General features: G+C 57.1%; 25 protein-coding genes and 1 tRNA gene. 6 read left to right on the forward strand and 20 right to left on the reverse strand.

What is annotated here, in order from left to right; all coding sequences use genetic code 11:
• Positions 1–42: 42 nt before the first annotated feature.
• Positions 43–747, forward strand: a complete 705-nt coding sequence (gene rsmI / locus VMN77_10830) for a 16S rRNA (cytidine(1402)-2'-O)-methyltransferase (GenBank protein HTN44277.1) — start codon at positions 43–45, stop codon at positions 745–747.
• 1 nt (position 748) lies between these two features.
• Here rsmI and VMN77_10835 read toward each other — a convergent pair whose 3' ends face one another.
• From VMN77_10835 to VMN77_10930, 20 genes are all read right to left on the reverse strand, one after another.
• Entirely contained in the window at positions 749–1,234 is a 486-nt protein-coding gene (locus VMN77_10835) for a tetratricopeptide repeat protein (protein HTN44278.1), read from the reverse strand.
• Positions 1,235–1,257: 23 nt separating this feature from the next.
• Complete coding sequence (locus VMN77_10840) at positions 1,258–2,583, reverse strand: diguanylate cyclase (protein ID HTN44279.1); 1,326 nt, start codon at positions 2,581–2,583, stop codon at positions 1,258–1,260.
• A 232-nt stretch (positions 2,584–2,815) separates the two neighbouring features.
• Complete coding sequence (locus tag VMN77_10845) at positions 2,816–3,064, reverse strand: sulfurtransferase TusA family protein (protein ID HTN44280.1); 249 nt, start codon at positions 3,062–3,064, stop codon at positions 2,816–2,818.
• A 101-nt stretch (positions 3,065–3,165) separates the two neighbouring features.
• A complete protein-coding gene (gene pyrF / locus VMN77_10850) occupies positions 3,166–3,927 on the reverse strand; it encodes an orotidine-5'-phosphate decarboxylase (protein HTN44281.1) in 762 nt (253 codons plus the stop codon).
• A gap of 83 nt (positions 3,928–4,010) precedes the next feature.
• A tRNA-Leu gene (locus VMN77_10855) sits at positions 4,011–4,096 on the reverse strand.
• Between the two features lie 10 nt (positions 4,097–4,106).
• Positions 4,107–4,631 (reverse strand): HEAT repeat domain-containing protein, encoded by a 525-nt coding sequence (locus VMN77_10860; protein HTN44282.1) that lies wholly within the window; start codon positions 4,629–4,631, stop codon positions 4,107–4,109.
• 2 nt (positions 4,632–4,633) lie between these two features.
• Positions 4,634–5,575 carry a M20/M25/M40 family metallo-hydrolase gene (locus VMN77_10865; GenBank protein HTN44283.1) on the reverse strand — a complete coding sequence of 314 codons (942 nt, stop codon included), beginning with the start codon at positions 5,573–5,575 and terminating at the stop codon, positions 4,634–4,636.
• Positions 5,535–5,810 carry a DUF5683 domain-containing protein gene (locus VMN77_10870; GenBank protein HTN44284.1) on the reverse strand — a complete coding sequence of 92 codons (276 nt, stop codon included), beginning with the start codon at positions 5,808–5,810 and terminating at the stop codon, positions 5,535–5,537. Before VMN77_10870 ends, VMN77_10865 begins: the two co-directional genes overlap by 41 nt.
• The gene (locus VMN77_10875; protein HTN44285.1) at positions 5,807–6,187 is read right to left on the reverse strand and encodes a TIGR02266 family protein; all 381 of its coding nucleotides are present in this window, start codon (positions 6,185–6,187) and stop codon (positions 5,807–5,809) included. Before VMN77_10875 ends, VMN77_10870 begins: the two co-directional genes overlap by 4 nt.
• Before the next feature lie 6 nt (positions 6,188–6,193).
• Positions 6,194–6,646 carry a hypothetical protein gene (locus tag VMN77_10880; protein ID HTN44286.1) on the reverse strand — a complete coding sequence of 151 codons (453 nt, stop codon included), beginning with the start codon at positions 6,644–6,646 and terminating at the stop codon, positions 6,194–6,196.
• Between the two features lie 30 nt (positions 6,647–6,676).
• The gene (gene argB, locus VMN77_10885; GenBank protein ID HTN44287.1) at positions 6,677–7,558 is read right to left on the reverse strand and encodes an acetylglutamate kinase; all 882 of its coding nucleotides are present in this window, start codon (positions 7,556–7,558) and stop codon (positions 6,677–6,679) included.
• Positions 7,555–8,397 carry an alpha/beta hydrolase gene (locus VMN77_10890; GenBank protein HTN44288.1) on the reverse strand — a complete coding sequence of 281 codons (843 nt, stop codon included), beginning with the start codon at positions 8,395–8,397 and terminating at the stop codon, positions 7,555–7,557. Before VMN77_10890 ends, argB begins: the two co-directional genes overlap by 4 nt.
• A gap of 20 nt (positions 8,398–8,417) precedes the next feature.
• Positions 8,418–9,785, reverse strand: coding sequence for an ATP-dependent protease ATPase subunit HslU (gene hslU / locus VMN77_10895; protein HTN44289.1), 1,368 nt, complete (start codon positions 9,783–9,785; stop codon positions 8,418–8,420).
• Between the two features lie 22 nt (positions 9,786–9,807).
• On the reverse strand, positions 9,808–10,350 hold the full coding sequence (gene hslV / locus VMN77_10900; GenBank protein HTN44290.1) for an ATP-dependent protease subunit HslV: 543 nt from the start codon (positions 10,348–10,350) through the stop codon (positions 9,808–9,810).
• A 15-nt stretch (positions 10,351–10,365) separates the two neighbouring features.
• Entirely contained in the window at positions 10,366–11,334 is a 969-nt protein-coding gene (xerC, locus tag VMN77_10905) for a tyrosine recombinase XerC (GenBank protein ID HTN44291.1), read from the reverse strand.
• Complete coding sequence (gene trmFO, locus VMN77_10910) at positions 11,307–12,671, reverse strand: methylenetetrahydrofolate--tRNA-(uracil(54)-C(5))-methyltransferase (FADH(2)-oxidizing) TrmFO (protein HTN44292.1); 1,365 nt, start codon at positions 12,669–12,671, stop codon at positions 11,307–11,309. The genes xerC and trmFO overlap by 28 nt, the downstream gene beginning before the upstream one ends.
• A 56-nt stretch (positions 12,672–12,727) precedes the next feature.
• Entirely contained in the window at positions 12,728–15,226 is a 2,499-nt protein-coding gene (gene topA / locus VMN77_10915; GenBank protein ID HTN44293.1) for a type I DNA topoisomerase, read from the reverse strand.
• A gap of 3 nt (positions 15,227–15,229) precedes the next feature.
• On the reverse strand, positions 15,230–16,351 hold the full coding sequence (gene dprA / locus VMN77_10920; GenBank protein HTN44294.1) for a DNA-processing protein DprA: 1,122 nt from the start codon (positions 16,349–16,351) through the stop codon (positions 15,230–15,232).
• A gap of 235 nt (positions 16,352–16,586) precedes the next feature.
• Positions 16,587–16,862, reverse strand: a complete 276-nt coding sequence (locus tag VMN77_10925; GenBank protein ID HTN44295.1) for a DUF507 family protein — start codon at positions 16,860–16,862, stop codon at positions 16,587–16,589.
• 17 nt (positions 16,863–16,879) lie between these two features.
• The gene (locus tag VMN77_10930) at positions 16,880–17,161 is read right to left on the reverse strand and encodes a DUF507 family protein (GenBank protein ID HTN44296.1); all 282 of its coding nucleotides are present in this window, start codon (positions 17,159–17,161) and stop codon (positions 16,880–16,882) included.
• Between the two features lie 166 nt (positions 17,162–17,327).
• Between VMN77_10930 and VMN77_10935 the strand changes: the two genes are divergently transcribed.
• The 5 genes from VMN77_10935 to VMN77_10955 all read left to right on the forward strand — a co-directional run bounded on the left by VMN77_10935 (position 17,328) and on the right by VMN77_10955 (position 22,694).
• A complete protein-coding gene (locus VMN77_10935; GenBank protein ID HTN44297.1) occupies positions 17,328–17,651 on the forward strand; it encodes a cytochrome c in 324 nt (107 codons plus the stop codon).
• A 33-nt stretch (positions 17,652–17,684) separates the two neighbouring features.
• Positions 17,685–19,427 carry an adenosylcobalamin-dependent ribonucleoside-diphosphate reductase gene (locus VMN77_10940; protein ID HTN44298.1) on the forward strand — a complete coding sequence of 581 codons (1,743 nt, stop codon included), beginning with the start codon at positions 17,685–17,687 and terminating at the stop codon, positions 19,425–19,427.
• Between the two features lie 76 nt (positions 19,428–19,503).
• A complete protein-coding gene (gene amrB, locus VMN77_10945; protein HTN44299.1) occupies positions 19,504–20,307 on the forward strand; it encodes an AmmeMemoRadiSam system protein B in 804 nt (267 codons plus the stop codon).
• Positions 20,300–21,532 (forward strand): sensor domain-containing diguanylate cyclase, encoded by a 1,233-nt coding sequence (locus tag VMN77_10950; GenBank protein HTN44300.1) that lies wholly within the window; start codon positions 20,300–20,302, stop codon positions 21,530–21,532. Before amrB ends, VMN77_10950 begins: the two co-directional genes overlap by 8 nt.
• A 64-nt stretch (positions 21,533–21,596) precedes the next feature.
• Positions 21,597–22,694 carry a response regulator gene (locus tag VMN77_10955; protein ID HTN44301.1) on the forward strand — a complete coding sequence of 366 codons (1,098 nt, stop codon included), beginning with the start codon at positions 21,597–21,599 and terminating at the stop codon, positions 22,692–22,694.
• Positions 22,695–22,728: the final 34 nt, after the last annotated feature.

Consider the following 22,728-nt stretch of genomic DNA (forward strand, 5'->3'; position numbering starts at 1 on the left):
CCTCAATCGTGCCAATGTATTAAATAATATCGGTTCCCATTTATGGACGACACAAAATCCGGCTGTCTTTACGTTGTCAGCACCCCGATCGGTCATCTGGAAGACATCACATTGCGGGCGCTCCGAACTCTCAAGGAAGTCCATCTTGTCGCGGCGGAGGACACCCGCCATACCCAAAAACTGTTCAACCACTATGAAATACACACGCCCCTGACGAGCTACCATGATCACAATAAAGAGGAAAAAACCGCGGTCCTGGTTCAGCGACTCAAAGAAGGCCGTTCGATCGCCCTCGTTACGGATGCCGGCACACCGGGGATTTCGGATCCAGGATACTATCTGATCAACCGTTGCATTCAAGCCGGGATACCTGTTTCTCCCGTTCCCGGACCATCCGCCTTCCTTGCCGCGTTGACTGTATCCGGTCTCCCCACGGATGCTTTCCTATTCGAGGGCTTCCTTCCGAAGAAGCACGCCGGACGAATCAAACACCTCCGGACCCTGAAAGACGAACCCCGCACGATCATTCTCTACGAATCCCCCCATCGCCTGGTTCGTTGTCTTCACGATCTGCACGAGATTTGGGGCGACCGCCGGGCCGTGGTGGCCCGTGAATTGACCAAGCTGTTTGAAGAAATCATCCGGGGTAGACTTTCTCAGGTCATCGCAAAGATGGAGGGAGGATCCATCCGGGGAGAAATTACGCTGATCATCGAGGGTTGTCGCCCTCTATCATCGATGTGGTGATTTATTTCAATTCCCGTCGCTTCTTCTCGGATTGCATGTCGAGGTCCAGCAAACGCTGAAGGTCGCTCTTGAGTTTCTCTTTTTCCGTCTTAATAACCTCCCACTGGGTCAAAACATTCAACCAATTTTCGGCGGGATCTTTCCAAGAGCTGTTCGGGTACTTCTGAATCAATTTTTGAAAATCTTTCACGGCCATCCCGTAGTCGGAATCCGTATTCCTAAAATAAATCCCGGTATAGCCCGCCCGGTATTGCGCTTCGGCCGCGAGTTCATCGTTTGGAAATTGATCCGCCACGTACCGGTATTCCTTAATGGCCTCGGGATACCGACCCGCTTCAAAATACGCGTTGGCCGTCTTGAAATGCTCGGCGGCCGCGGTGGGTTCCTTCACCGGGGCCGCAAAGCCCGAACAGCTCGATAAAAGTTGAAGGAGGACGAAAAACCCGGCCCCCCGGCGTCGAAGCGTCCCGTGAAACGATGCGCCCATCCGACAAACCCTTTCCCCGACGCTCAAGCGGTCCTCCGTTGGTCCACGACATAAACGCTGCGGGGAAAGGTCTTCGCGTACTGCTTGAGTTGCGCGGCGATTTCTGCAACCTGCATGGGACTGGTGATCGCGCGCTTCTGGTTGGTGACCACTGCGATCGAAACGGTCATGAACGGAAACTGTTGTTCAACATCCTTGCGGTCGCGGGAAATTATGTAACCCCTTTGACGGTCCTCCTCGTCGTAAAAACCGGGAATGGTCTCATCAAAATCATGAATGACTTTTTCACACAATTTTTCCATGCGCAGAGGGTCCGTAATGATGACATAGTCGTCTCCGCCGATATGCCCGAGGAAATCCGGTACCGACCCGAGCGCCTTGACGGCCTCGGTCAAAATACCGGCCACTTTTTTCAAGACCTCGCTGCCCCGGATATATCCATATCGATCGCCGAACGCCTTGAAGTTGTCCAGATCGACCAGGCAAAAAGCAAAGGGTACCTTCTCCTGGAGCCGGGTCAACAGGGCCTTTTCAATGGCCAAGTTTCCCGGAAGGCGCGTAAGGGGATTGGCGTCCAGATTCATCTCGCCCAATTCCTTCAACCGCTTCGACATCCAACGAAAAGACTCCGCCAATTCCTGAACTTCTTCCGTAGCTTTGACATTCAGGGCCCGGTCAAACAGCCCCTGGCCGATGTAATGCGCCGCCTCCTGAAGCTGCTTGATCGAATAGGTCAGACTGGAATTGATGAACACGGCAAACCCGACGCCGAAGAAAAAACTGATCGTCACCAATACCACCGTGATGTTAAACGCTTGGAGACTCGATTGATTGGCCTGTAGGGTCTTCGAGTTTTGATCCTCGCGGCCACGGCGTTCGAACTCTCGAAGCAGCTTCACCATTTCATTTAAACGGGACTGCATCGGACCTTCCGAAACCGCCTTCGCCATCGACTCCTGCTTGCGGTCGAGATAGTCTTGTTCTTCCTTAAAAAACTGGTCGTACTCTTGATGGAGGCTGTGGATTCGTCCTTTGAGGTCTTCGTCCTCCGGAGATGAAAAATTCAGCTGGGCCAGTTTGAGGCGAAATTCGTCACTTCGGTTGAAGAACAGGGTCCGGACCGCCGGATCCCGAAGTATGACGGAGCGCTTCTCATAGAGATCTTGGGCCAATAGGTTTTCCGTCATCTGACCGGCGGTTTCAATTATGGGAAGGTCTCTTTGAACAACGGCGTCGCTCATCCGGCGAATGTCCCGCAGACTCACGACGGCGTACAACCCGGTCAACAAGGTCAGCAGGACCATGATCGAAAAACCGAGCAGCATTTTATTAATGAGCGTCAATCGCATAGGGAGGATTTCTCTACCCAAGCCCGCAGGCCGCCTCGGATGGCGGTGTTCGGAATCTTCGAAAGAACTCGTCGATCAAAAACCGCCTGATGAGAACAGGGTGACATCACCTTAATTATAGATGATAAATAAAAGACGGGAGGACGACATAAGAATTCTTTGAGGGGTGGGACAGGCCAGTCGTTAGACCCTGTATAACGTATAATACTTTGATATTAACGGCGGTTTGTGATCAGCCTTGTTTTCGAATCAACACTCGAAAGGAGTTACCAACCTTTTCTTTTTTGAGAATCGTGTGCCCGTCTTCAGCGATGCTACGGGGGACGTTACGAATCGGCTCGCCATCATCCACAATCACCGACAGAATCTGCCCAACCTCCATCGATTCCAATTTTAATTTTGTTTTCACATAGTTATATGGACACATTACCCCCCGAAGATCTAACTCTGCAGGGGTTGTGGTCTCGGTGATTTCAGTCATCGCGTCGCTCACTTTATTTTATATTATCATATTGTTTCCCACGAGAAGTCAAGTCATCGCGTGTGGGATCCCACACAATAAGAAGGTTCCCAAACGGGCAATCAGGACTGGATGGAAAGATGACCGAGAGCCGTTTTGATCTCATCAACGATCCGGTCTGCCGCTTGTACGGGGTCCTTTGCCTTTCGGATCGGACGGCCCACGACAACGTAGTCCGCGCCGTCCAGTATGGCCTGGCGCGGGATCGTGACCCGAACTTGATCATCGTTAGGCACCGCGGTCCATTCCGGACGAACCCCCGGGACAACAACGATCAAGTCCTGACCGATTCTCTCTTTGACCTGCCGGACCTCCGATCCGGAGCAGACCACGCCGGCGCAACCCGCCTCATGCGCCCATTGGGCCCTCCGGAGAACCAGTTCGGGGATGTCGAGGCGGGTATTCAATCCTGAATCCCGCATATCTTCCGGCCCAAAACTGGTCAAGACCGTAACGGCAAGCACCTTGGTGTCGCTGTGTATTTGATCGACAACCGTTTTGAGCAGCCTCTTCCCTTCCGAGGCATGTACCGTTACAAATCGGACCTTATAGGCCGCGGCGGCCCTCGCGGCGGCCTGAACCGTTTCCGGGATATCGTGAAATTTCAGGTCAAGGAAAACGCCGCAATCACTGTGTTCCGAAATAACCTTGAAGATGGCGGGCCCCGAACCTACGAAAAGCTCCAGCCCCACCTTGAACAAACCGACGTGCCCATTTAAAGAGACCACGGCCTTTTTTGCTTCGTCCAGGTTCGAATAATCGAGGGCAAAAATCAGTCGGTCTCTTGCGGTGAGGGAAGGATCGCTTTGGAGAATCGTGCTCAATGAAGATTTACCGACTTAACCCGTTTCTATGGCTCCAGGGATCCAAGGCTCGAAGGTAAAGAATTTATGTTCCGCAAAGAATCTGGTGCCGGAGGAGAGGGTTGAACTCTCATGAGGTTGCCCTCGGCGGATTTTGAGTCCGCTGCGTCTGCCATTCCGCCACTCCGGCGAACCGTGGGTCAAGGCTTTTGGGCGCGCTGAAGCTTTTCCAATCCATACTTCGCGATCTGTTGGATCGATGGATCCGGATGCTTCTGCTCAATCTCTTTGAGCGGTTCGATCGCCTTGGGATCTCCCACTTCTTCCAAGACCCGGATGGCATTCCATAAAAAAATGGGGTCGTTGTCGTGTTTCACGGCCTCGATGAGAGGATCGACCACCGGCTTGCCGATCTCGATCAAGGCGCCGGAGACATCCAGCCGGACCATGGGCTCCTCATCTTTGAGCGCTGCAATCAACGGCGAAACGGCACGCGGATCTTTGAGCCTGCCCAACTCGTGTGCGGCTTCCCGGCGGTCCATTGGGGTTTTGGACTGGAGCATTTTCAAAAGATCCTCGACCTGATCCGCCAGAGCCACTCCGGTCGCGCAGAAAAAGAGGATGCCGGCGACCCAAATCAGAAATCCCGTTTGCGCTCTCGAACCGCTTCCTCTCCCAACCCGAAGATAATGTGAAAAGCCAGGGGCGTTAAACCGTATCCGCATGATCACTCCTCCGTCAATGCCGCTTCGACCAGAAAAGCCACGATGGCTCTTGTCACCTTGGCCATGTAGGGAAGATCCAAGGTCTCCAACCGATCCCCGGGTTGATGATACCAAGGGTTTCGAAAGTTCGCGGTGTCGGTCAGCATCAGGGCCGGATAGCCGACATCCCAGAACGGAGCATGGTCGCTCCGGCGGGTGTCCGGAAAATCTCGCCCCGCGTTCGGGACGACAAGACCCACGACGGGCAGATCCGGCACAAAACGACCGGCCGCACTCTCAAATCGCTGCTTCAACGCCGCCGCCTCCGGATTCCCCACCACACCCAAAAAATTTCCCACATCCGGAACGGGGATCGGAAGCTCTGTCAGGCGCTGCTGTGAACCGGTTTCATGGCTGGCGTAGCCGACGCATTCCAGGGCGATCATCCCCCGAATGTTGAGACCCGACCGTCGGGCTTTGAGGGCGTAATGCGTGCTTCCCAGGCATTGCTGTTCTTCTTGGGCGAACCCGATAAAAAGGACCCGACCCGGCCGATCCAAATCGGCCAACGTTCGGGCCGTCTCGAGCATAACGGCCACGCCGCTGGCGTTATCATCCGCGCCCGGGCTTTGAGCCACCGTATCATAATGAGCCGCCAGAATCAAGAGGGGCCGGCCCGTAACATTTCCGGCTCGATCACGAATTGATCCGACGACATTCCGGTTTTGATGGCCAAAGGCTTCGAACCCGTGGTGACGAACCGAGAGGCCAGCGGCTCGGAATTGATCCGTGATATAATCGCCCGCCGCCTCCAGCGCCGCGGGGGCCGACCGATGATGCCGGATGCCAACGATCCGTTTGAGATGTTCCTTCAATCGGGCCTCGGTGATTTGAGCGACCCGATTTTGAATGATCCCTTCCAGGCTATTTCCTGGGCGGAACCATCCTGGCCGAACGATAGGCATCCACCATGCTCCAGACCAGAAGGGCCAGCAAGACCAACAAAAGACCCAGGGCCTTTCCCGCGTGCGACGTGTCTCCGGCCATCAGCTCCTCAGCCGGAAATCGTTCAGTCACCATCCCGCTCAACACTCCGGATGCGATAAAAAAACCGATGCCCTTGAACCATTGCCGGTTATAAAACTGTCCGAGACCCGGAAAGATTGCGGAGAGTACGGCGGCTGCGCGGGGGTTTTTCATGGATGGCTTTCCGATTGACCCAGAAGGACGCGCATGACAAACTGTTTGATTTTTTCGCGGTCGGTTTCGTTGATCTTCCGAAATTGAATAGCCATCCCGGGGGAAAACCCTTTCGGATCAAAGTCGGAACGGACCCAGGCCACTTGGCCGTCCACTCTGACCGAACCCACTTGGCCCGGAAGACCAAACTCCAGGCTGACGGGCGTTCCGATCGGTAGAGGGGAAACGGTATCGATGAACAGCCCCCCGCCGCCCATGATGGCCGTAAACCCTTCCTTGATTCCCTTCTGGGGTTGTTGATACTGAATCCGAATCGAGATCGGGGCGCGCGGATATTTCCTCTTTTCGGGAGAAGGGGGTTTTGGGCTCTTCGCCATGATCGGTCACCTTTTAAATTGTGCCCGTCGAGCGATGATATAAATCAAGAACGGCGTCAAGAAAACCAAAAAAATGGTGCGGATGCGTCCGAACCCTTCCTGAACGAATCCCAGTACGGTACTGGTCAAGACATCGCCGGCGTAGAATATGGCCAAGTAGAAGGCCCACCGACGCAGCGTAAGAAATCCGTATCCGATGGCGAGGTGGAGAACCGGTTGGGCCGCCAGGATGCCGACGGCCACGGCCCCGGTCGTCGTCATTCCGAAAAACTTCGGGTGATACCGCCAGTTTGTCGACATAATATTGGCCAGCTCGCCGAAGGCGCTTAAAATGAAGGCGACCCCGAAAAAGGTCAAATCGAAGGTCCGCAGCGTCCGCCTGAACCCGTAGAAATGCAACGGAACCGCGATGAGACCCACGACCGCTAAATACGCCGCAGTGATTATGGCATATTTCATGGCCGGATTGCTCCCCATCCCCTGCCGTGGCTACGCCGTGATTTCGGTGCCGATCCCTTTGTCCGTGAAGATCTCCAGCAGCAGGGCGTGGGGCACACGGCCGTCGATGATATGGGCCTTGGTCACTCCTCCTTCGACGGCCGAGAGGGCCGCCTTTACTTTCGGAAGCATCCCCTCTTTGATGATGTCCTGCTTGATCAGACGGGCCGCGTCCTTTTTCGAAATCGTCGGAAGCAGTTTTCCCTGTTCATCCAGAATGCCTTTGACATCGGTCAGGAGCAGGAGTTTTTCGGCTTTGAGCGACGACGCCACGGCCCCCGCGACCCAGTCGGCGTTGATGTTATAGGTCCGTCCTTCCGCATCCGCCCCGATCGGCGCGATGACCGGAATGAATCGATCCTGATCGAGATTCCGAATCACCTGCGGATCGACCTTTTCCACTTCCCCGACCAGGCCCATATCAATCGGCTCGTCGCTCCCGGAGGAGCCGTTCCCGCCCCTCATTTTTTTGGCCCGAATCAGCCGGCCGTCCTTGCCGGTCAGGCCGACCGCACGTCCCCCATGCTTGTTGATCAAGGACACGATCTCTTTGTTGATCATTCCCCCCAAGACCATCTCGACGATTTCCATCGTCTGGGAATCCGTCACGCGGACCCCTCTGACGAACTTCGGTTCCAGCCCCAGCCGTTTCATCATGAGATTGATCTGCGGCCCGCCGCCGTGAACCACCACCGGATTGAGACCGATGTATTTCATCAGGACCACATCTTGGGCGAAGGCATTTTTCAGTGCTTCCTCGGTCATCGCCTTGCCGCCGTACTTGATGACAACCGTCTTTCCGGAAAAAGCCCGGATATACGGCAGCGCCTCGATAAGTATCTTCGCTTTCTCGATCAACTTTTCCACGGTCATCCCTGGGTGAAACCCTCGACAAACAACTGGATCTGGTGAACCACATCTTTACGATTGTCGGTCAGCACAAAATGGCTCGCCTCGATCCCGACCGTCTGAACCTCCGTCCGGTCGAAGGGCCCCGCCCCGGGGTCCGGCGACATGACCCCACCCTGCCGTGCGATCAAGGCCAGCGTGGGAATATCGATGGTCCCCCAAGGGGGCCGATAACGGAACAAAACGCGAAATGACGCGATATAACTGGCTATCGGCATGCATTGAAGATCCAGCCAGGGGCCCATAAAGCGGACGACGTTGAAGAAGCTTGTCAGCCGGGGCCTCACCCAATCGTCGTACGTGGAATAATCGATGAACCGGTATCGCGCTCGTTTCAGACCGAGGCCATTGAGCCTCCTGGCCATCCACCCAACCAGGCCGAGGATCGGGCTTAAGACCGCATGAAGAATCTTCCAGGCGGGCTGCAGATCTTCGGTGACGAACGGCTCAATAAGGACCAGTGCCCGCAGGCTCCGGGGACTGCGTTCCCAAACCCGTACCGCGATGTTCGCGCCCAGGCAGTGCCCGATCACCACCGGCTGTTCGACGCCTTCTTTTTTTAAAATCACTTCGAGATCCGCTGCAAATCCGTCCGCATCGATTCCCCGCCTTGCGATCGAGCCGCCGTGACCCCGGAGATCCGGAATGATCAGGCGGTGCGATTTGAAAAACGGCTCCTCCGCAAGGCGTTTCCACCGCGTCCAGTTGCTTCCCAAACCATGGATAAAAAGAAACGTCGGGGCTCGCTGTTCGGTCGGCTCACTCAGAAGGTAATGGATCCGGATCCCGTCCGTCGTTTCCACATTCCTGTCAAGGCCAGGGCTCACAAAATATACCGACTCAGGTCCTCGCTTTTAATAATGTCGTTCAGCCGTTCTCGGACATATTTCGCGTCGATCGTCATCTTCTTCTCGGTTCGATCCGGCGCGTCGAAGGCCACGTCGTCCAGCAGCCTCTCTAGAATGGTGAACAGCCGTCGCGCGCCGATATTCTCCGTCCGCTCGTTTACCAACACCGCGATCGAGGCGATTTCCTCGATGGCGTCCGCCTTAAATTCGAGCGTGATGCCTTCCGTTTCCATCAAGGCGATGTATTGTTTGATCAGCGCGTTCCTCGGCTCGGTCAGGATGCGGACGAAATCCTCTTTGGTTAATGGGCCCAGCTCGACGCGGATGGGAAAGCGACCCTGGAGTTCGGGGATAAGATCCGACGGCTTCGCGACATGAAACGCGCCGGCCGCAATGAAAAGGATATGGTCGGTTCGAACCATGCCGTGCTTGGTATTGACCGTGGAACCTTCCACGATCGGGAGAAGGTCCCGTTGAACACCTTCGCGGGATACATCCGGACCGAACCCCTTTTCCCGGCCGGCAATCTTGTCCAGCTCATCGACGAAAACGATCCCGGACTGCTCCACCTTCATGATCGCCTCGCGCAGGACTTCGTCCATATCGATCAGCTTTTGGCCCTCTTCCTGGGTCAACAGCTTAAGCGCCTCCGGAACCTTCACCCGCCGTTTCTTCTTTTTCCCTGGAAACAGCCCTCCGAACATTTCCCGAAGATTGATCTCCAGATCTTCCATCCCGACATTGGAAATAACCCCGACCGGCAGGGCCTTCTCTTTGACGTCGATCTCAACCGGACGGTGGTCCAGTTTGCCTTCATGGAGCTGCTGTCGCAGCTTCTCGCGGGTCTGCTCGTAGGATTCCGGGAGCTCCGTCCGGGTCGGTTCAAGGCGTCCCTCGTCAAAAATTCCCGGCGGGGGTTTGGGGGCGGGCGGCGGCAAGAGAAGGTCCAACAACCGCTCCTCGGCCTGCTTCGCCGCGCGATCCTGGACCTTCTCGGCATGCTGCATCTTGACCATGTTGACCGCCAGTTCGGTCAGATCCCGGATCATGGATTCAACATCGCGACCCACATAGCCCACCTCCGTAAACTTGGACGCCTCCACCTTGATGAAGGGCGCATTCACCAGTTTGGCCAGCCGGCGGGAGATCTCGGTCTTCCCCACCCCCGTCGGCCCGATCATGATGATATTCTTGGGCAACACTTCTTCCCGCAACTCCGGTGAAAGCTGCTGCCGCCGCCACCGGTTTCGCAGGGCGATCGCCACCATCCGCTTGGCCTGGCCCTGGCCGATGATATACCGGTCCAACTCCTTCACGATCTCCCGGGGTGTAAGGGCGTTCATTCGATCATCCGGTCCGGTCATCTCAATCCTTCAACTCCTCCACAACAATTTCCTGATTGGTATAGATATCGATACCGCCGGCAATTTTCATCGCCCGCTCCACGATCTCCTTCGCCGTTAAATCCGGCCGATCGATCATCGCGCGGGCCGCTGCCAGGGCGTACGGCCCTCCGGAGCCGATGGCCAATATTCCGTCTTCCGGCTCGATCACGTCCCCCGTCCCGGAAATCAACAGCGACTGTTCGGCGTCGGCCACGATCATGAGGGCCTCCAGCCGTCTTAAGACACGGTCCGTTCGCCAGTCCTTGGCCAGCTCCACCGCGGAGCGTGTGAGATTGCCCCGGTATTCGGCGAGCTTGGACTCGAACTTCTCGAACAGCGTCAGGGCATCGGCCGTCGCCCCGGCGAATCCGGACAGGATCTGGTCGTTATACATCCTCCGGATCTTTCGGGCGTTGTGCTTCATCACCGTCGTGCCCATCGTCACTTGGCCGTCGGCCGCGATGGCCACCCGGCCCCGGTGGCGGACGCATAGAATCGTCGTGCTATGAATCGTGAGCGCCATGGATTCCGTCGTTGGTTACCCTCTATCTTTTTTGGCCCGAGGGTGTGCCCGGTCGTAGACCTCGATCAATTTATCCGTCGTGACATGGGTATACCGTTGCGTTGTCGAGAGCCGCGCATGCCCCAGTAATTCCTGGATCGCCCGAAGGTCCGCGCCGCCGTCCAAAAGATGCGTTGCAAAGCTATGACGAAGGGCATGCGGCGTGACCCGCGGGGCCTTGGGAAGCCGTGAACCCGCGCGACCCACGATCCGGGCCACGGTCCGGGTCGTCAGGCGTTTTCCGAATCGGTTCAGGAAAAGCGGACGGCGTTCTTCATGATATTGCCGAAAAGGAACCACCGCCAGATACGACTCGACCGCGACCAAGGCCTTGGAGCCGATCGGCACGATCCGCTCTTTGCGGCCCTTGCCCTGGACTCGAATCAGCCCTTCGAGCGGATACAGGTCATTGACGTTCAGGGCGACCAGTTCGCTCAACCGGATACCGGTCGAATAAAAGGTTTCCAGAATGGCCCGATTCCTCGCGCCGGTCTTTTCATCGACGGAAAAAGCCTCCATCAAGGCCGAGGCATCGTCCACGGCAAGAAAGGCCGGAAGCCGATGCTCCTGTTTCGGTGTCGCCACCAAGCGGGCGGGATTATTCTTTAATTGACCTTCCCGCTGAAGAAACTTGAAAAAGGTCCGGATCACGGCCAGTTTGCGGGCCATGGAGGATTTTTGAACCCCCGTCTGCCTCAAATGGGCCAGGTAGGTCCGTATTTTCAACGGTCCAACCTCGGCCCAATCGGGTTCCTTCCCCGATGTTTGGGTCGGCCTGCTGGAAGCGCTTTTTTCCGATCGATGGAGCGATGCGGCAGGATCGGGCGCGGAGAATAAAAACCGCTCGAACTGCTCCAGGTCGGACCGATAGTTTCGGAGGGTATGCGCCGAACTCCCGCGCTCGACCTGAAGGTATTCTATAAAGGATTGTTTTGCCGACACCATTGTTTCAGATCCTCAACCGCCCGATGCCCGACCGTCTTCCGCCGTAACTGCTTGTCTCGGATCGTTTCCGGGATGTGCGGGAAAAGTCCGAAGTTGATGTTCATTGGCTGGAAGTGTCGCGGGCTGCTCCGCGTGAGGTACGCCAGCAAGCTCCCGTGAGCCGTCGTCGGAGGCGGGGAAACCGGCTCCAGACCCTTTAATAATCTGGCTCCGTTGATCCCCGCGATCAAGCCCATCGCGGCCGATTCGACATATCCCTCGACCCCCACCAGTTGCCCCGCCAACAAGAGGGTCGGCTTTCTTCGAACCTGCAACGACTCTTTCAACACAAAGGGCGCGTTGATAAAGGTATTCCGGTGGAGGCTTCCGAGGCGAAGAAACTCGGCCTGGGCCAAACCCGGGATCAGCCGAAATACCCGACGTTGTTCGGGCCAGGTAAGTTTGGTCTGAAAGCCCACGATATTGTAACAGGAACCGAACACGTCCTCCTGCCGAAGCTGCACAACGGCATACGGTCTTTTCCCGGTGCGCGGATTGACGAGACCCACGGGTTTCATCGGCCCGAACACCAAGGTCTCGCGGCCACGCTCGGCCATGACCTCGATCGGAACGCATCCTTCAAAATAGGGGATCTTCTCGAAGGGTTTGGAGGGGACCTTCTCGGCGGCAAGAAGCGCCTGGTAGAACTGATCATATTCCTCCCGGGTCATGGGACAGTTTATATAATCCGCACCCCCCTTATCGTATCGCGAGGCCCGAAATACCTTGTCCATTTCGATGCTCTCGCCATCGACGATCGGTGCAATGGAGTCATAGAAATAAAGGTGATCGGCGCGGGTGAGATACCGGAGCGATTCGGCCAATTTGTCGGAGGTCAAGGGCCCGGTGCTGATCAGGGCGACCCGGTCCGACGGCACCTCGGTTATCTCCTCCCGGACGACCCGAATGTTGGGATGGTTCTCGATCTCTTTGGTGATCCGCCGGGAGAACTCCTGGCGCTCCACGGCCAAGGCCGAGCCGGCCGGGACGGTCGTTCCATCCGCCGTGCGAATGACGAGCGAGTCCAACAGCCGCATTTCTTCCTTTAATATTCCGGAGGCGTTCAGGGGATCATTGGAACCGAGCGAATTGCTGCAGACCAGTTCGGCCAGTCCTTCCGTCTTGTGCGCGGGCGTGTGGACCTGCGGCCGCATCTCGAAAAGCCGGACCTTGACGCCGCGTCGGGCCGCCTGCCAGGCCGCCTCGCAGCCGGCCAAGCCCCCCCCGATGATCATCAATTCCTGTGGGTCCATGATCACCTCCAACCGTTTCCATTGTAAAAGATTCGAGGGCGAAATACAAGGGAACCCCGGAAGGGTTGGTGACGGATAAATTTTATAAACGGGTTTGGAGCTCAGTTTCGTGTGGTGTGACCGACGGCGGGTTCCATCGGGGGTTTTTCCCCCTCCTCGTAGCCGCAGTCTTTATTGAGGCAGACGACTTTGGGGCCGGAGCGCTTGTCGAATTTTTCGACCAGGAAGGGTGCCTTACATTCAGGGCAGGCCCTCGGTATGGGTCGATTCCACAAGGCGTACGTGCATTTGGGATAGTGATTGCAGGCAAAAAAAGTTTTGCCGCGCCGGGTTCTCTTTTCGACCAGATCCCCGCCGCAATCGGGCTGAGGACATTTCACGCCGGTCCCGATCGCTTTGGTAAAATTGCAGTTGGGGTAGGTCGAACAGGCCAGGAAACGCCCGAACCGGCCGCGTTTGACGACCAGGGGATTTCCACACTTCGGGCAGGATTCTTTGGTCTCCTCGACTTTTTCGACCACGCGGATCCCGCCGTTTTCTTCGACGAACTCTTTGGTGTTTTTGCAATCGGGATATCCGGGACAGGCCAAGAACCGTCCGTGCCGTCCCCACTTGATGACCATATGGCGACCGCACTTCTCGCACACGATCTCGGTCGGAATCTCTTCGCGTTTCACGTCACGCATCTGTTTTTGTGCCGTCGTCAGATGCTTGGCGAACGGTTCGTAGAACTCCCGTACCGTTTCAACCCAGGGTTTCTCACCGGCTTCGATTTCGTCGAGCTCCGTCTCCATCCGGGCCGTGAACTGAACATTCAAGATGTCCGGAAAATGCTCGACCAACAACTCGTTCACCACCCGGCCCAGATCGGTCGGCTTCAGCCGGCCCTCCTCTTTTTCGACATACTTTCGATCCACGATCGTGGACAGGATGGTGTGATACGTACTGGGCCGGCCGATCCCTTTTTCCTCAAGATCCTTGATCAGGAGTGCTTCCGTGTAGCGGGGGGGCGGCTGGGTAAAATGCTGCTTGGGGTCAAGCCCCAAAAGCTTCAACCGCTCGCCGACCTCCAGAGACGGAAGCGTCCGCTCCTCGTCCGCTTCCGCTTCGTCCGCCTTGGCCAAACCGCCCGAGACCTTCTTCTCAAGAGGTTTCTCCTCCTGCGATTCGGTGTACAGAACCGTGAAACCGGGAAACTTCACCACCTGGCCGTTGGCTCGGAAAAGCGCGTCCCCGTTGGTGATGTCCACACGGGTCATCTCCAATCGCGCCGGGTTCATCTGGCTGGCCACGAACCGGTCCCAGATCAGCTTGTAGAGTTGGTAATGGTCTTTGGTGAGATGGGCCTTCATCGATTCCGGCGTTCGGTGGACGGAGGTCGGTCGGATCGCCTCGTGCGCGTCCTGCGCGTCCTTCTTCGTCTTGTAGACATTCGGATGCGCCGGCAGATAATCCGAACCATACCCATTCTGGATGAAACCGCGCGCTTCCTCCAGGGCCTCCTGTGCCACCCGGGTGGAGTCGGTTCTCATATAGGTAATGAGCCCCACCGGACCCTCCGCCCCGATCTCGGTCCCTTCATAGAGTTGCTGCGCCAGCATCATCGTCCGCTTGGGCGAGAATCGGAGCTTGCGTGCGGCATCCTGTTGAAGCCGGCTGGTAATAAACGGCGGAAGCGGGTTGCGGAGCCGGTCTTTTTTCTCGATCTGCTTGACGATAAACGGCCGGGCCTTGATTTGCTCCGCCAGGGAATGCGCCTGTTCCCCGGTCGAAAGTGTGGCCTCCTGTCCTTCGATTTGAACCAAGCGGGCCTCAAAGGGTGGCGGATTCCGGCCTTCCAGTTTTGCCGTAATCGACCAGTACTCCTCCGAGACAAACACCTCCCGTTCCTTTTCGCGCTCGCACACCAAACGGACCGCAACCGACTGGACACGGCCGGCCGATAGCCCCCGCCGGACCTTTTCCCACAGCAAGGGACTGATCTTGTACCCAACAATCCGGTCCAATATCCGGCGGGCCTGCTGGGCGTTGACCTTGTTCCGGTCTACTTTTCCAGGGTGCTCCAAGGCCCGCTTAATCGCCTGCTCCGTGATTTCGTTGAACAACACCCGATAGGTTTTGTTCGACTTCCCATTGAGTTCTTCCGCAATGTGCCAAGCGATCGCCTCCCCTTCGCGGTCCGGGTCCGGGGCCAGATAAATCCGCTCGGCTTTTCGGGCGGCCTCCTTGATTTCATCCAAAATCGTCTTCTTGCCCTTGATCACGGTATACTGGGGCCGGAATCCCTTTTCCACATCAATCCCAAATTTACTCTTGGGGAGATCCTTCACATGGCCGACCGAGGCCACCACCGAATAGCCTCGACCCAGGTACTTGGTAATGGTCTTGGCCTTGGAAGGGGACTCGACCACAATCAAGGATCGTCCTTTGGACGCCGCCGGGCGCGTTTGATCCGCTTCGCCCGCCGAATCTCGTTGATCCGTGCGGCGGGCGGTCTGGGCTGGGCGAGCCGTGCCTCGGCGAGCGCCGAGTCCCTGCATCTTGGCCTCCGTTTCTATGACCGGATGCCCTTTGGATTTTTTCTTCGCCTTTTTGGCCATATCTTAATCGATCCGTATAAACAAGTTGCCCGCAAGTTGACGGATGGCTCCTTTTAACTCCAGTTGAAGCAGCACCCCGGCCGTTTTCGCTGGAGGCAAGCGCAGCGCGGCCGTCAGCTCGTCGATATGCCGCGGCTCGGCCGACAGACATTCATAGACGGTGCGCTCCTCCGGCAACAGGGCCGGCGGGCGCGCTTGCCCCGAAAAGCCCCCCGGGAGTGCGCCGTCGGCGGGGCTCTCCAGCTGCGGCCGAATTTCATCGAGGATATCCTCGACCCCGTCCACCAGCTTGGCCCCTTGTTTGATCAAGGCGTGAGTACCAACGCTGGTCTTCGTCCCGATCGGACCCGGAACGGCGAACACTTCCCGTCCCTGATCCAGCGCCAGCCGCGCCGTGATCAGCGATCCACTCTGCTCGGCCGCTTCGACCACAACCACCCCCAAACTCAGACCGCTGATCACCCGATTGCGCTTGGGAAAATTCACGGGGTCGGGCTGCGTTCCCAGCGGGAACTCGGAGACAACGGCGCCATGACGGCCGATCAAGTCCCGGAGGTCATGATGCTCGGGCGGATAAAGGATATCCAGCCCGCACCCGAGGACCGCGATGGTACGGGCCGGAACTTCCAGGGCCGCCTGATGCGCCCATGCGTCGATTCCACGGGCCATCCCGCTTACAATCGTGAATCCTCTCGTGGCCAGATCCCGGCTCAATTGCTCGGTGACGGCGCGGCCGTATCCGCTGGCGCGGCGTGCGCCGACAATCGCAACGGCGCGGTGGTCCTCCGGTCGCAAGCCCCCCTTGAGATAAAGGATGGGCGGGGGATCCGGAATCATTCTCAGTCGGACAGGGTAGCGCGGATCGGTCAGTCCGATCAGGTCAACCTCCATTTCGTCGATACGATCCAGCTCCCGTGAGATGGCCGCGTCGTCCGGGCGATAGGATCGAAGCCATTGAGCCGCCTTGGACCCAATCCCCTCAATCGTCGTCCATTCGTTGGGATCGGCCCTCAACGCGGCGACCGGCGAGCCGAACCGCTCGATCACCCGTTTGCACAGAACGTCTCCGATTCCCGGGACGGCTTTCAAGGCCAGCCATGCATATCGTTCATCACGATCCAGCATCGCCTGCCTCCCCATCCCCAGCCTTCGGTTGATATCTATTATACACGATCGTATCCGTGAGGGTTGGTAACACTATACGATCGGCCGGGCGGCTGTCAAGCCCCGCCTTCCGACAAGCGACCGTGCGGCCGAAGGGTGGCCGCCCCGTTTCCATCAATGTCTGTGGTCTGGATTCGAGCCGATGCGCGCTGGTGTTCCGATAAGAATCGTGGCGGAGGACGGTTTGCCCGAGCGTTTATCGCTTCCGTTTTTGGCGCTCTTCCGCGAAGAATTTGTGGTAGAGGGTTTCCCATTCCGGGCTGCCTTCCGAGATAGGCCGCGAATAGGAGGCCAGCTTGGCCCGAACCGCCTGATCGATCTCTTCTTCCGTCCGAAGTTCGTGGACAATGACCCGCTTGATCTCGCGAAGGACCTTCGCCTCCTCCACAAGAAGGATCGCCCGGCGTCCCCGGGCCAATTCGTTCAGGATCAGATGAGAAAGGTGACTGATTTTGTCTTCGCTGAGCACCATCAATCTTTTCGATATCCTTATAAAATGATCCCGCGTTCTTTGGCGAGTTGCTTCTTGATCATCAGAAACATTTTTCGCTCGTCCGCCTGACCCTTCTCGATCTGAACCCGGTAGGTTTCGAGGATCTGCCGGACCTCGGCATCCAAGCGGTCTTCGATCAACAGCTCTCCGGTGATGATCTGCTCCAGGGAGGAGATCAATTCGGCCTTCGATGCCTCCAGCCGGATCGCCTGTTTTTCGGTCAATTGATGGACGAGGGTCTGAGCCAGCGCGGCGATCCGTTCTTTTTTGAGTCGCATCAGGATCGCACTCTATCAAAATCACCCCTCGCTGTCAACGCAACGCGGCGAGCGGCGTTGGCTTGACAGTCCGTTTCGGGGAGACTATACTCAGTGCGTGTGCTCACGTCCCCCTGAAAAATTTTCCCAGCGCACAACATGGAATTTCAGGCACGGGCCTGTCGGTTTGTTGGCGGGATCGGCCCTCGCTCTCCTGCTTCTGGCCCAGACCGGCCGTTCGGAACTCCGCGGGGATGCCAACCTTGGCAAAATGATCTATGTCAAAAACTGCGTCTCTTGTCACGGTCAAAAGGGCGACGGGCTTAGCTTCCGTCCCCATTTTCCCAACTTCGGCGATGCCAAAATCATGGCGGCCAAGACCGATCAGGAGCTTTTTGACAAGATCTCCAACGGAGGGAAAGGGACGGGGATGCCGGCTTGGAATAAGATTCTCACGGAACAAGACCGGTGGAATGTTTTGGCGTACATCCGGACCCTTTCCAACCCTTAATCGCCCACGTTTCCTCTCCCCCGGTCTTAAACCATGAAACGCACCGGATCGGTCTCCATTTCGCCCAACGCCCTCGCGGTTCTCAGACGGCGCTATCTGCGACGGGATCCCTCGGGGCGTGTGGGCGAAACCCCGGGCCAAATGTTCCGGCGCGTCGCGGTCAATCTCGCCGAGGCCGAGAAAACATACAACCCCAAAGCCGACATCAAAAAAACGGCCGATGATTTCTACCGGTTGATGGCCGATCTGGAATTTCTGCCGAATTCTCCGACCTTGATGAACGCCGGCCGAGAACTGCAACAGCTCTCGGCCTGTTTTGTCTTGCCGGTCGAAGACTCGCTTCGGTCGATCTTTGAGGCCGTGAAGAACACCGCCCTCATTCATCAAAGCGGCGGCGGTACCGGGTTTTCGTTCAGCCATCTGCGGCCCAAAGATGATCCGGTCCAGTCGACCAGCGGGATCGCGAGCGGCCCGGTCTCGTTTATGAAAGTGTTCAACACGGCCACGGAGGTGATCAAACAAGGCGGGACGCGTCGCGGGGCGAATATGGGCATCCTCCGGGTCGACCATCCCGACATTCTCGATTTTATCACCGTCAAGGAAAACCCTCGGGAGCTGACCAATTTTAATCTTTCAGTCAGCGTCACCGATCAATTCATGGAAGCCGCGCTTACGGGCAGGACTTATGATCTGATTCATCCCAATACCCGCCGTCGGGTCGGGCGTCTCTCAGCGGGGGGGATCCTGGATAGAATCGTCCGGGCCGCATGGGCGACGGGCGAACCCGGGATCCTGTTTTTGGATCGAATCAATCGGGATAATCCGACTCCCCTGTTGGGACGGATCGAGGCCACGAATCCCTGCGGTGAACAACCCTTGTTGCCGTTTGAATCCTGCAATCTGGGTTCCATCAACTTGACGAAAATGGTCCGACAGGGCTCCGCGGGGCCGGAACTGGACAAGGAAAAACTCCGCCGGACCATCCGCCTGGCCGTTCGTCTTCTCGACAATGTGATCGATCAGAATCGTTATCCTTTACCCGAGATCAAGGCGATCACCCAGCAGGGAAATCGAAAGATCGGATTGGGCGTCATGGGTCTTGCGGATCTTCTGATTCTTCAGGGGATTCCCTATAACTCCGAACAGGCCGTCGCCTTTTCGGAGAGCCTCATGGCCTTCATCCGCCATGAAGCCCGCCAGTCCTCGATTCTCTTGGCCAAGGAACGGGGGGTCTTTCCGAACTTCTCGAAAAGCATCTACGCCCCGCACGGACCGCGGCTCCGCAACGCGACCACCACCACGATCGCGCCCACCGGCACCCTCGCCCTGATCGCCGGATGCTCGAGCGGAATCGAACCCCTCTACGGGATCGCCACGTCACGCATCGCGATGGAGGACTTAAAACTGGTGGAGGTTCATCCCCTTTTCCTTCGGGCCGCTCGGGAGGCCGGCATTTACAGCAAAGCGCTTCTGAACCGCATCCTTCGGCAGGGCTCGATCCAAAAGGATAAGACCATCCCCAAAGAGATTCGAAGGCACTTTGTCACGGCCCATGACATTTCGCCCGAATACCACGTTCGGATGCAGGCCGCGTTTCAAAAATACACCGACAATGCTGTTTCTAAAACCGTAAACTTTCCCAGGCAGGCCACGCCGGACCAAGTCCGTCAAGCGTTTCTCCTGGCCTACCGGTCCGGCTGCAAGGGCGTTACGATCTACCGAAGCGGAAGCCGGGACCAACAGGTCTTGACCTGTACACATGTCCAGTACTGTTGAACTTTCAGGCTCGGCCCCTTGCATTTTGTCCCGGCTTTTTTGTATCCTCAGAGACTGTCACCGCCATGAGGTTTCTATGGTCCGTAGTCCTGCCGTCGCCGGACAATTCTATGCTGCGATGCCTGAACGGCTCCGAAGCCAGGTGGACCAATACCTTGAGAAAGATCAAGTTCGGGAATCCGCACGGGCCATCGTCTGTCCCCATGCCGGCCTGATGTATTCCGGTCCGGTTGCGGGTGCCGTTTACTCCCGCGTCCAGATTCCTGACACCCTCCTCCTGGTGGGCCCGAATCATACCGGTCTTGGACCGCCCCTCTCGATCTATGCGGAGGGCAGTTGGAACATGCCGAACGGAAGGGTCGCGATCGACCGCCGCCTGGCCGCCGACCTGCTGGCGCGATGCCCTCAGGCCGAGTCGGATACAGAAGCGCACCAATCCGAACACTGCCTCGAGGTTCAGCTCCCTTTTCTTCAACAACTTCGACCGGCGGTCGCCATTGTTCCGGTAATTATGATGAGCACGGAACTGGCCGTTTGTCGGGCTTTGGGAGAGGCCATGGCCGCCGCTGTGCTGGAAGCCCCCCGGCCGATCTTGATTATCGCCAGCACGGACATGAGTCATTATGAACCCGACGCCGTCGCGCGAAGGAAAGATCAATGGGCCATCGATGAAATTCTGGCCCTGAATCCGGCTGGACTTCACCGCGTCACGCGGGAAAAACGGATTTCGATGTGCGGTTTTGCCCCAACGGTTGCGACGCTATTCGCCGCACTCCGCTTGGGGGCCAGGCGGGCCAAACTCGTGAAGTATATGACCTCGGGAGAGACCAGCGGTGATTATGACCGGGTCGTGGGATACGCGGGACTCCTGATTGTTTAACTTAGGACGAATCGTCACGGAAAATATCCTTCTCCTATCGATCGTTGCCGTTGTCGTAGGGCTCCTGGCCATCGCCGGACTTGTTCCGTTGCGGCGTCTGGCCAACACAACGAAGGATTTGGAAACCGAATTGCACCATCTCCGGTCCCAGATGGATTTCAAAGAACTGACCCTGACCCAACAGCGGCAATCCCTCCTTCAAATTAAGCAAGAGACCGCCAATCTTTCGAGGATTCTTCTCCTGCTCCCCGACCTAGCCAAACAGTTGTCCGCCGCCCACACAACCCGGGAGTTGGAAGAGAACATCGTCCAACTTACCCAGAAGCTCCTGGATGCGAGAGAAGTTTCTCTTTTCGCCGTGGAGAAGGATGAGCTGGTCCTGAAGACCCAGTCGGGCTTTTCACCCGACAGGGCAGATGCGATTAAACGAATCAAGATCGGCGAGGGGCGTATCGGCTGGACGGCCAAGAAGCGGGTGATCATGACCGCCGACGATTTTGAAAAAGAGAGCAACCTCGTGAAAACCTCCTTCCTTCAGGATCGGTTCAAGAACATTCAAACCGATCTCTGTGCCCCCCTGATTCATTGGGATCGTTTCTACGGCGTGATCAACGTGGGGGGGCTCGGTGCCATCCCGGAGAACGGCCGAAGGTTGATCCACATGATCTCCCACCTAGGCGTGATCGCACTGGAAAATGTTCTTTTGCTCAACGAAAATCAGAAGCAAGCCGACCTGGACAGTCTGACCACGCTCTATAATGTAACCTACTTCTATAAGTACCTCGACCGCGAACTTCAGAAGGCCCACCGGTACGGTCGGCCGTTGACCGTGGTGATCTTCGACCTGGATCAATTTGAATCGTACAATCAAATGTTCGGCCGACTGGAAGGGGATCAGGCACTTCGGGTTGTGGCGAACATCATCAGGGACCGCCTCCGAACGGTGGATATTCCATGCCGTTACGGGGGGGAAGAAATGGCCGTGGTGCTTCCGGAGACCGATCAGGAAAAAGGGCGATTCGTGGCGGAACGGATTCGGCAATCCACCGAGGCCCACCCCTTCTCGCTCAAGCGTGTGACCCTCAGCGGGGGGCTCGCGGTATACCCGGTCGACGGAAAGGATTCGAAAGACCTAATCAAAAAGGCCGAGGCGGCTTTGGGGGCGGCTAAAAAATCGGGGCGGAATCGCGTTGTGAGCTATTCATCCATTTCCCCGGCGCCTTGACAGTCTTTTTTTCTTATGCTACCGTGAAATTATTCACCTCACATGCTCCGAAAGGCATCTGCGCATGGCGAAAAAGCTCCTCGTCGTTGATAGCAACCTTGCCATCCAGAAATTGGTTGAATACAATCTTTCCCGTGAAAAATTCGAAGTCACCTGCCTGAACGACGGCCTGTCCGCATTGGACTTGCTGACCCAGATCGATCCCGATTTAATCTTGGCCGATTTCCATCTTGAAGGAATAAGTTTTGTCCGTTTTTGCGAAAAGGTCAAACAGAAACAGACCTCCAAGGAACGGGCGATCCTCGTCCTGGTAAGCGGCACCGACAGCTACGACCCCAGCACCCTTGTTACGCTCGGCGTCGTCGATTTCGTCAAGAAGCCTCTGGAGCCGAAGGAGCTGATCGAAAAACTCAAGGACCTTTCCCAAGATAGCGCCACCATCATCGACCGAGCGCCCCGGCCCGTTGTCCCGGCCACCGTCGATCCTCCGCCTCCACCCCCTCCATCCCCGACGCCTACCACGGCACCTTTGCCGCCATCGAAGGATCAGGCTGAGGTCATGAAGATCGAGGAATTGCTGGGCTGGTCGCTGCCGGGAGAAAAATCCACGGAGGAGACGCAAAAAACTGATACGGGTACTCCCGAACCGGATTATGAAACTACGGTGATTCAGAGCCGGGCCGACGCTACGGTCACCCCACCGGTTCCACCGGAGCCGCTGAAAGAGCCGTCCGAGCCCTCCATGGCCGAACTCATGCCCGCTCTGGAGGATTCACAAACCGTGATCGGACTGCGAACGCGGCCTTCGCCTTTCGTGCCGCCGGCCCCATCCGGTCCGGCAGATCCCGTCCCACCGGCCCCCTTGGTCGAACCACACGCGGCGTCTTTGCCGGCCTTGGTCCCTCCCATTCCAGAGACGGCTCCCCCTCAGCCGCCCGGAAGCCCGGAGACCTCCGCCGAGCCTTCGCCCGCCATTCCACCGACCGGTAACCAAGCTCAAGCACCACCCAACGACGCCGTCCCTCAGGAGATGATCGAGAGGCTTGTCTCCAAAATGGCCAAAGAGATCCTCGAAAAGGTCGCGTGGGACGTTGTTCCGTCCTTAGCCGAGACGCTCATCAAAGAGGAACTCGAGAAACTCAAGACGGAAAAACCGGCCTGATTTTCTACTTTTTCCCTTTTCCCCTTGCCGCTTT

The sequence above is a fragment of the Nitrospiria bacterium genome, from assembly GCA_035498035.1.
Taxonomy (GTDB): Bacteria; Nitrospirota; Nitrospiria; order JACQBZ01; family JACQBZ01; genus JACQBZ01.

Coding starts and splice junctions, on each gene's coding strand:
- rsmI (HTN44277.1), top strand. CDS start 43: ATGGACGACACAAAATCCGGCTGTCTTTACGTTGTCAGCACCCCGATC.
- VMN77_10835 (HTN44278.1), bottom strand. CDS start 1,234: ATGGGCGCATCGTTTCACGGGACGCTTCGACGCCGGGGGGCCGGGTTT.
- VMN77_10840 (HTN44279.1), bottom strand. CDS start 2,583: ATGCGATTGACGCTCATTAATAAAATGCTGCTCGGTTTTTCGATCATG.
- VMN77_10845 (HTN44280.1), bottom strand. CDS start 3,064: ATGACTGAAATCACCGAGACCACAACCCCTGCAGAGTTAGATCTTCGG.
- VMN77_10860 (HTN44282.1), bottom strand. CDS start 4,631: ATGCGGATACGGTTTAACGCCCCTGGCTTTTCACATTATCTTCGGGTT.
- VMN77_10865 (HTN44283.1), bottom strand. CDS start 5,575: ATGCCTATCGTTCGGCCAGGATGGTTCCGCCCAGGAAATAGCCTGGAA.
- VMN77_10870 (HTN44284.1), bottom strand. CDS start 5,810: ATGAAAAACCCCCGCGCAGCCGCCGTACTCTCCGCAATCTTTCCGGGT.
- VMN77_10875 (HTN44285.1), bottom strand. CDS start 6,187: ATGGCGAAGAGCCCAAAACCCCCTTCTCCCGAAAAGAGGAAATATCCG.
- VMN77_10880 (HTN44286.1), bottom strand. CDS start 6,646: ATGAAATATGCCATAATCACTGCGGCGTATTTAGCGGTCGTGGGTCTC.
- argB (HTN44287.1), bottom strand. CDS start 7,558: ATGACCGTGGAAAAGTTGATCGAGAAAGCGAAGATACTTATCGAGGCG.
- hslU (HTN44289.1), bottom strand. CDS start 9,785: ATGAACGCCCTTACACCCCGGGAGATCGTGAAGGAGTTGGACCGGTAT.
- hslV (HTN44290.1), bottom strand. CDS start 10,350: ATGGCGCTCACGATTCATAGCACGACGATTCTATGCGTCCGCCACCGG.
- xerC (HTN44291.1), bottom strand. CDS start 11,334: ATGGTGTCGGCAAAACAATCCTTTATAGAATACCTTCAGGTCGAGCGC.
- topA (HTN44293.1), bottom strand. CDS start 15,226: ATGGCCAAAAAGGCGAAGAAAAAATCCAAAGGGCATCCGGTCATAGAA.
- dprA (HTN44294.1), bottom strand. CDS start 16,351: ATGCTGGATCGTGATGAACGATATGCATGGCTGGCCTTGAAAGCCGTC.
- VMN77_10925 (HTN44295.1), bottom strand. CDS start 16,862: ATGGTGCTCAGCGAAGACAAAATCAGTCACCTTTCTCATCTGATCCTG.
- VMN77_10930 (HTN44296.1), bottom strand. CDS start 17,161: ATGCGACTCAAAAAAGAACGGATCGCCGCGCTGGCTCAGACCCTCGTC.
- VMN77_10940 (HTN44298.1), top strand. CDS start 17,685: ATGAAACGCACCGGATCGGTCTCCATTTCGCCCAACGCCCTCGCGGTT.
- amrB (HTN44299.1), top strand. CDS start 19,504: ATGGTCCGTAGTCCTGCCGTCGCCGGACAATTCTATGCTGCGATGCCT.
- VMN77_10955 (HTN44301.1), top strand. CDS start 21,597: ATGGCGAAAAAGCTCCTCGTCGTTGATAGCAACCTTGCCATCCAGAAA.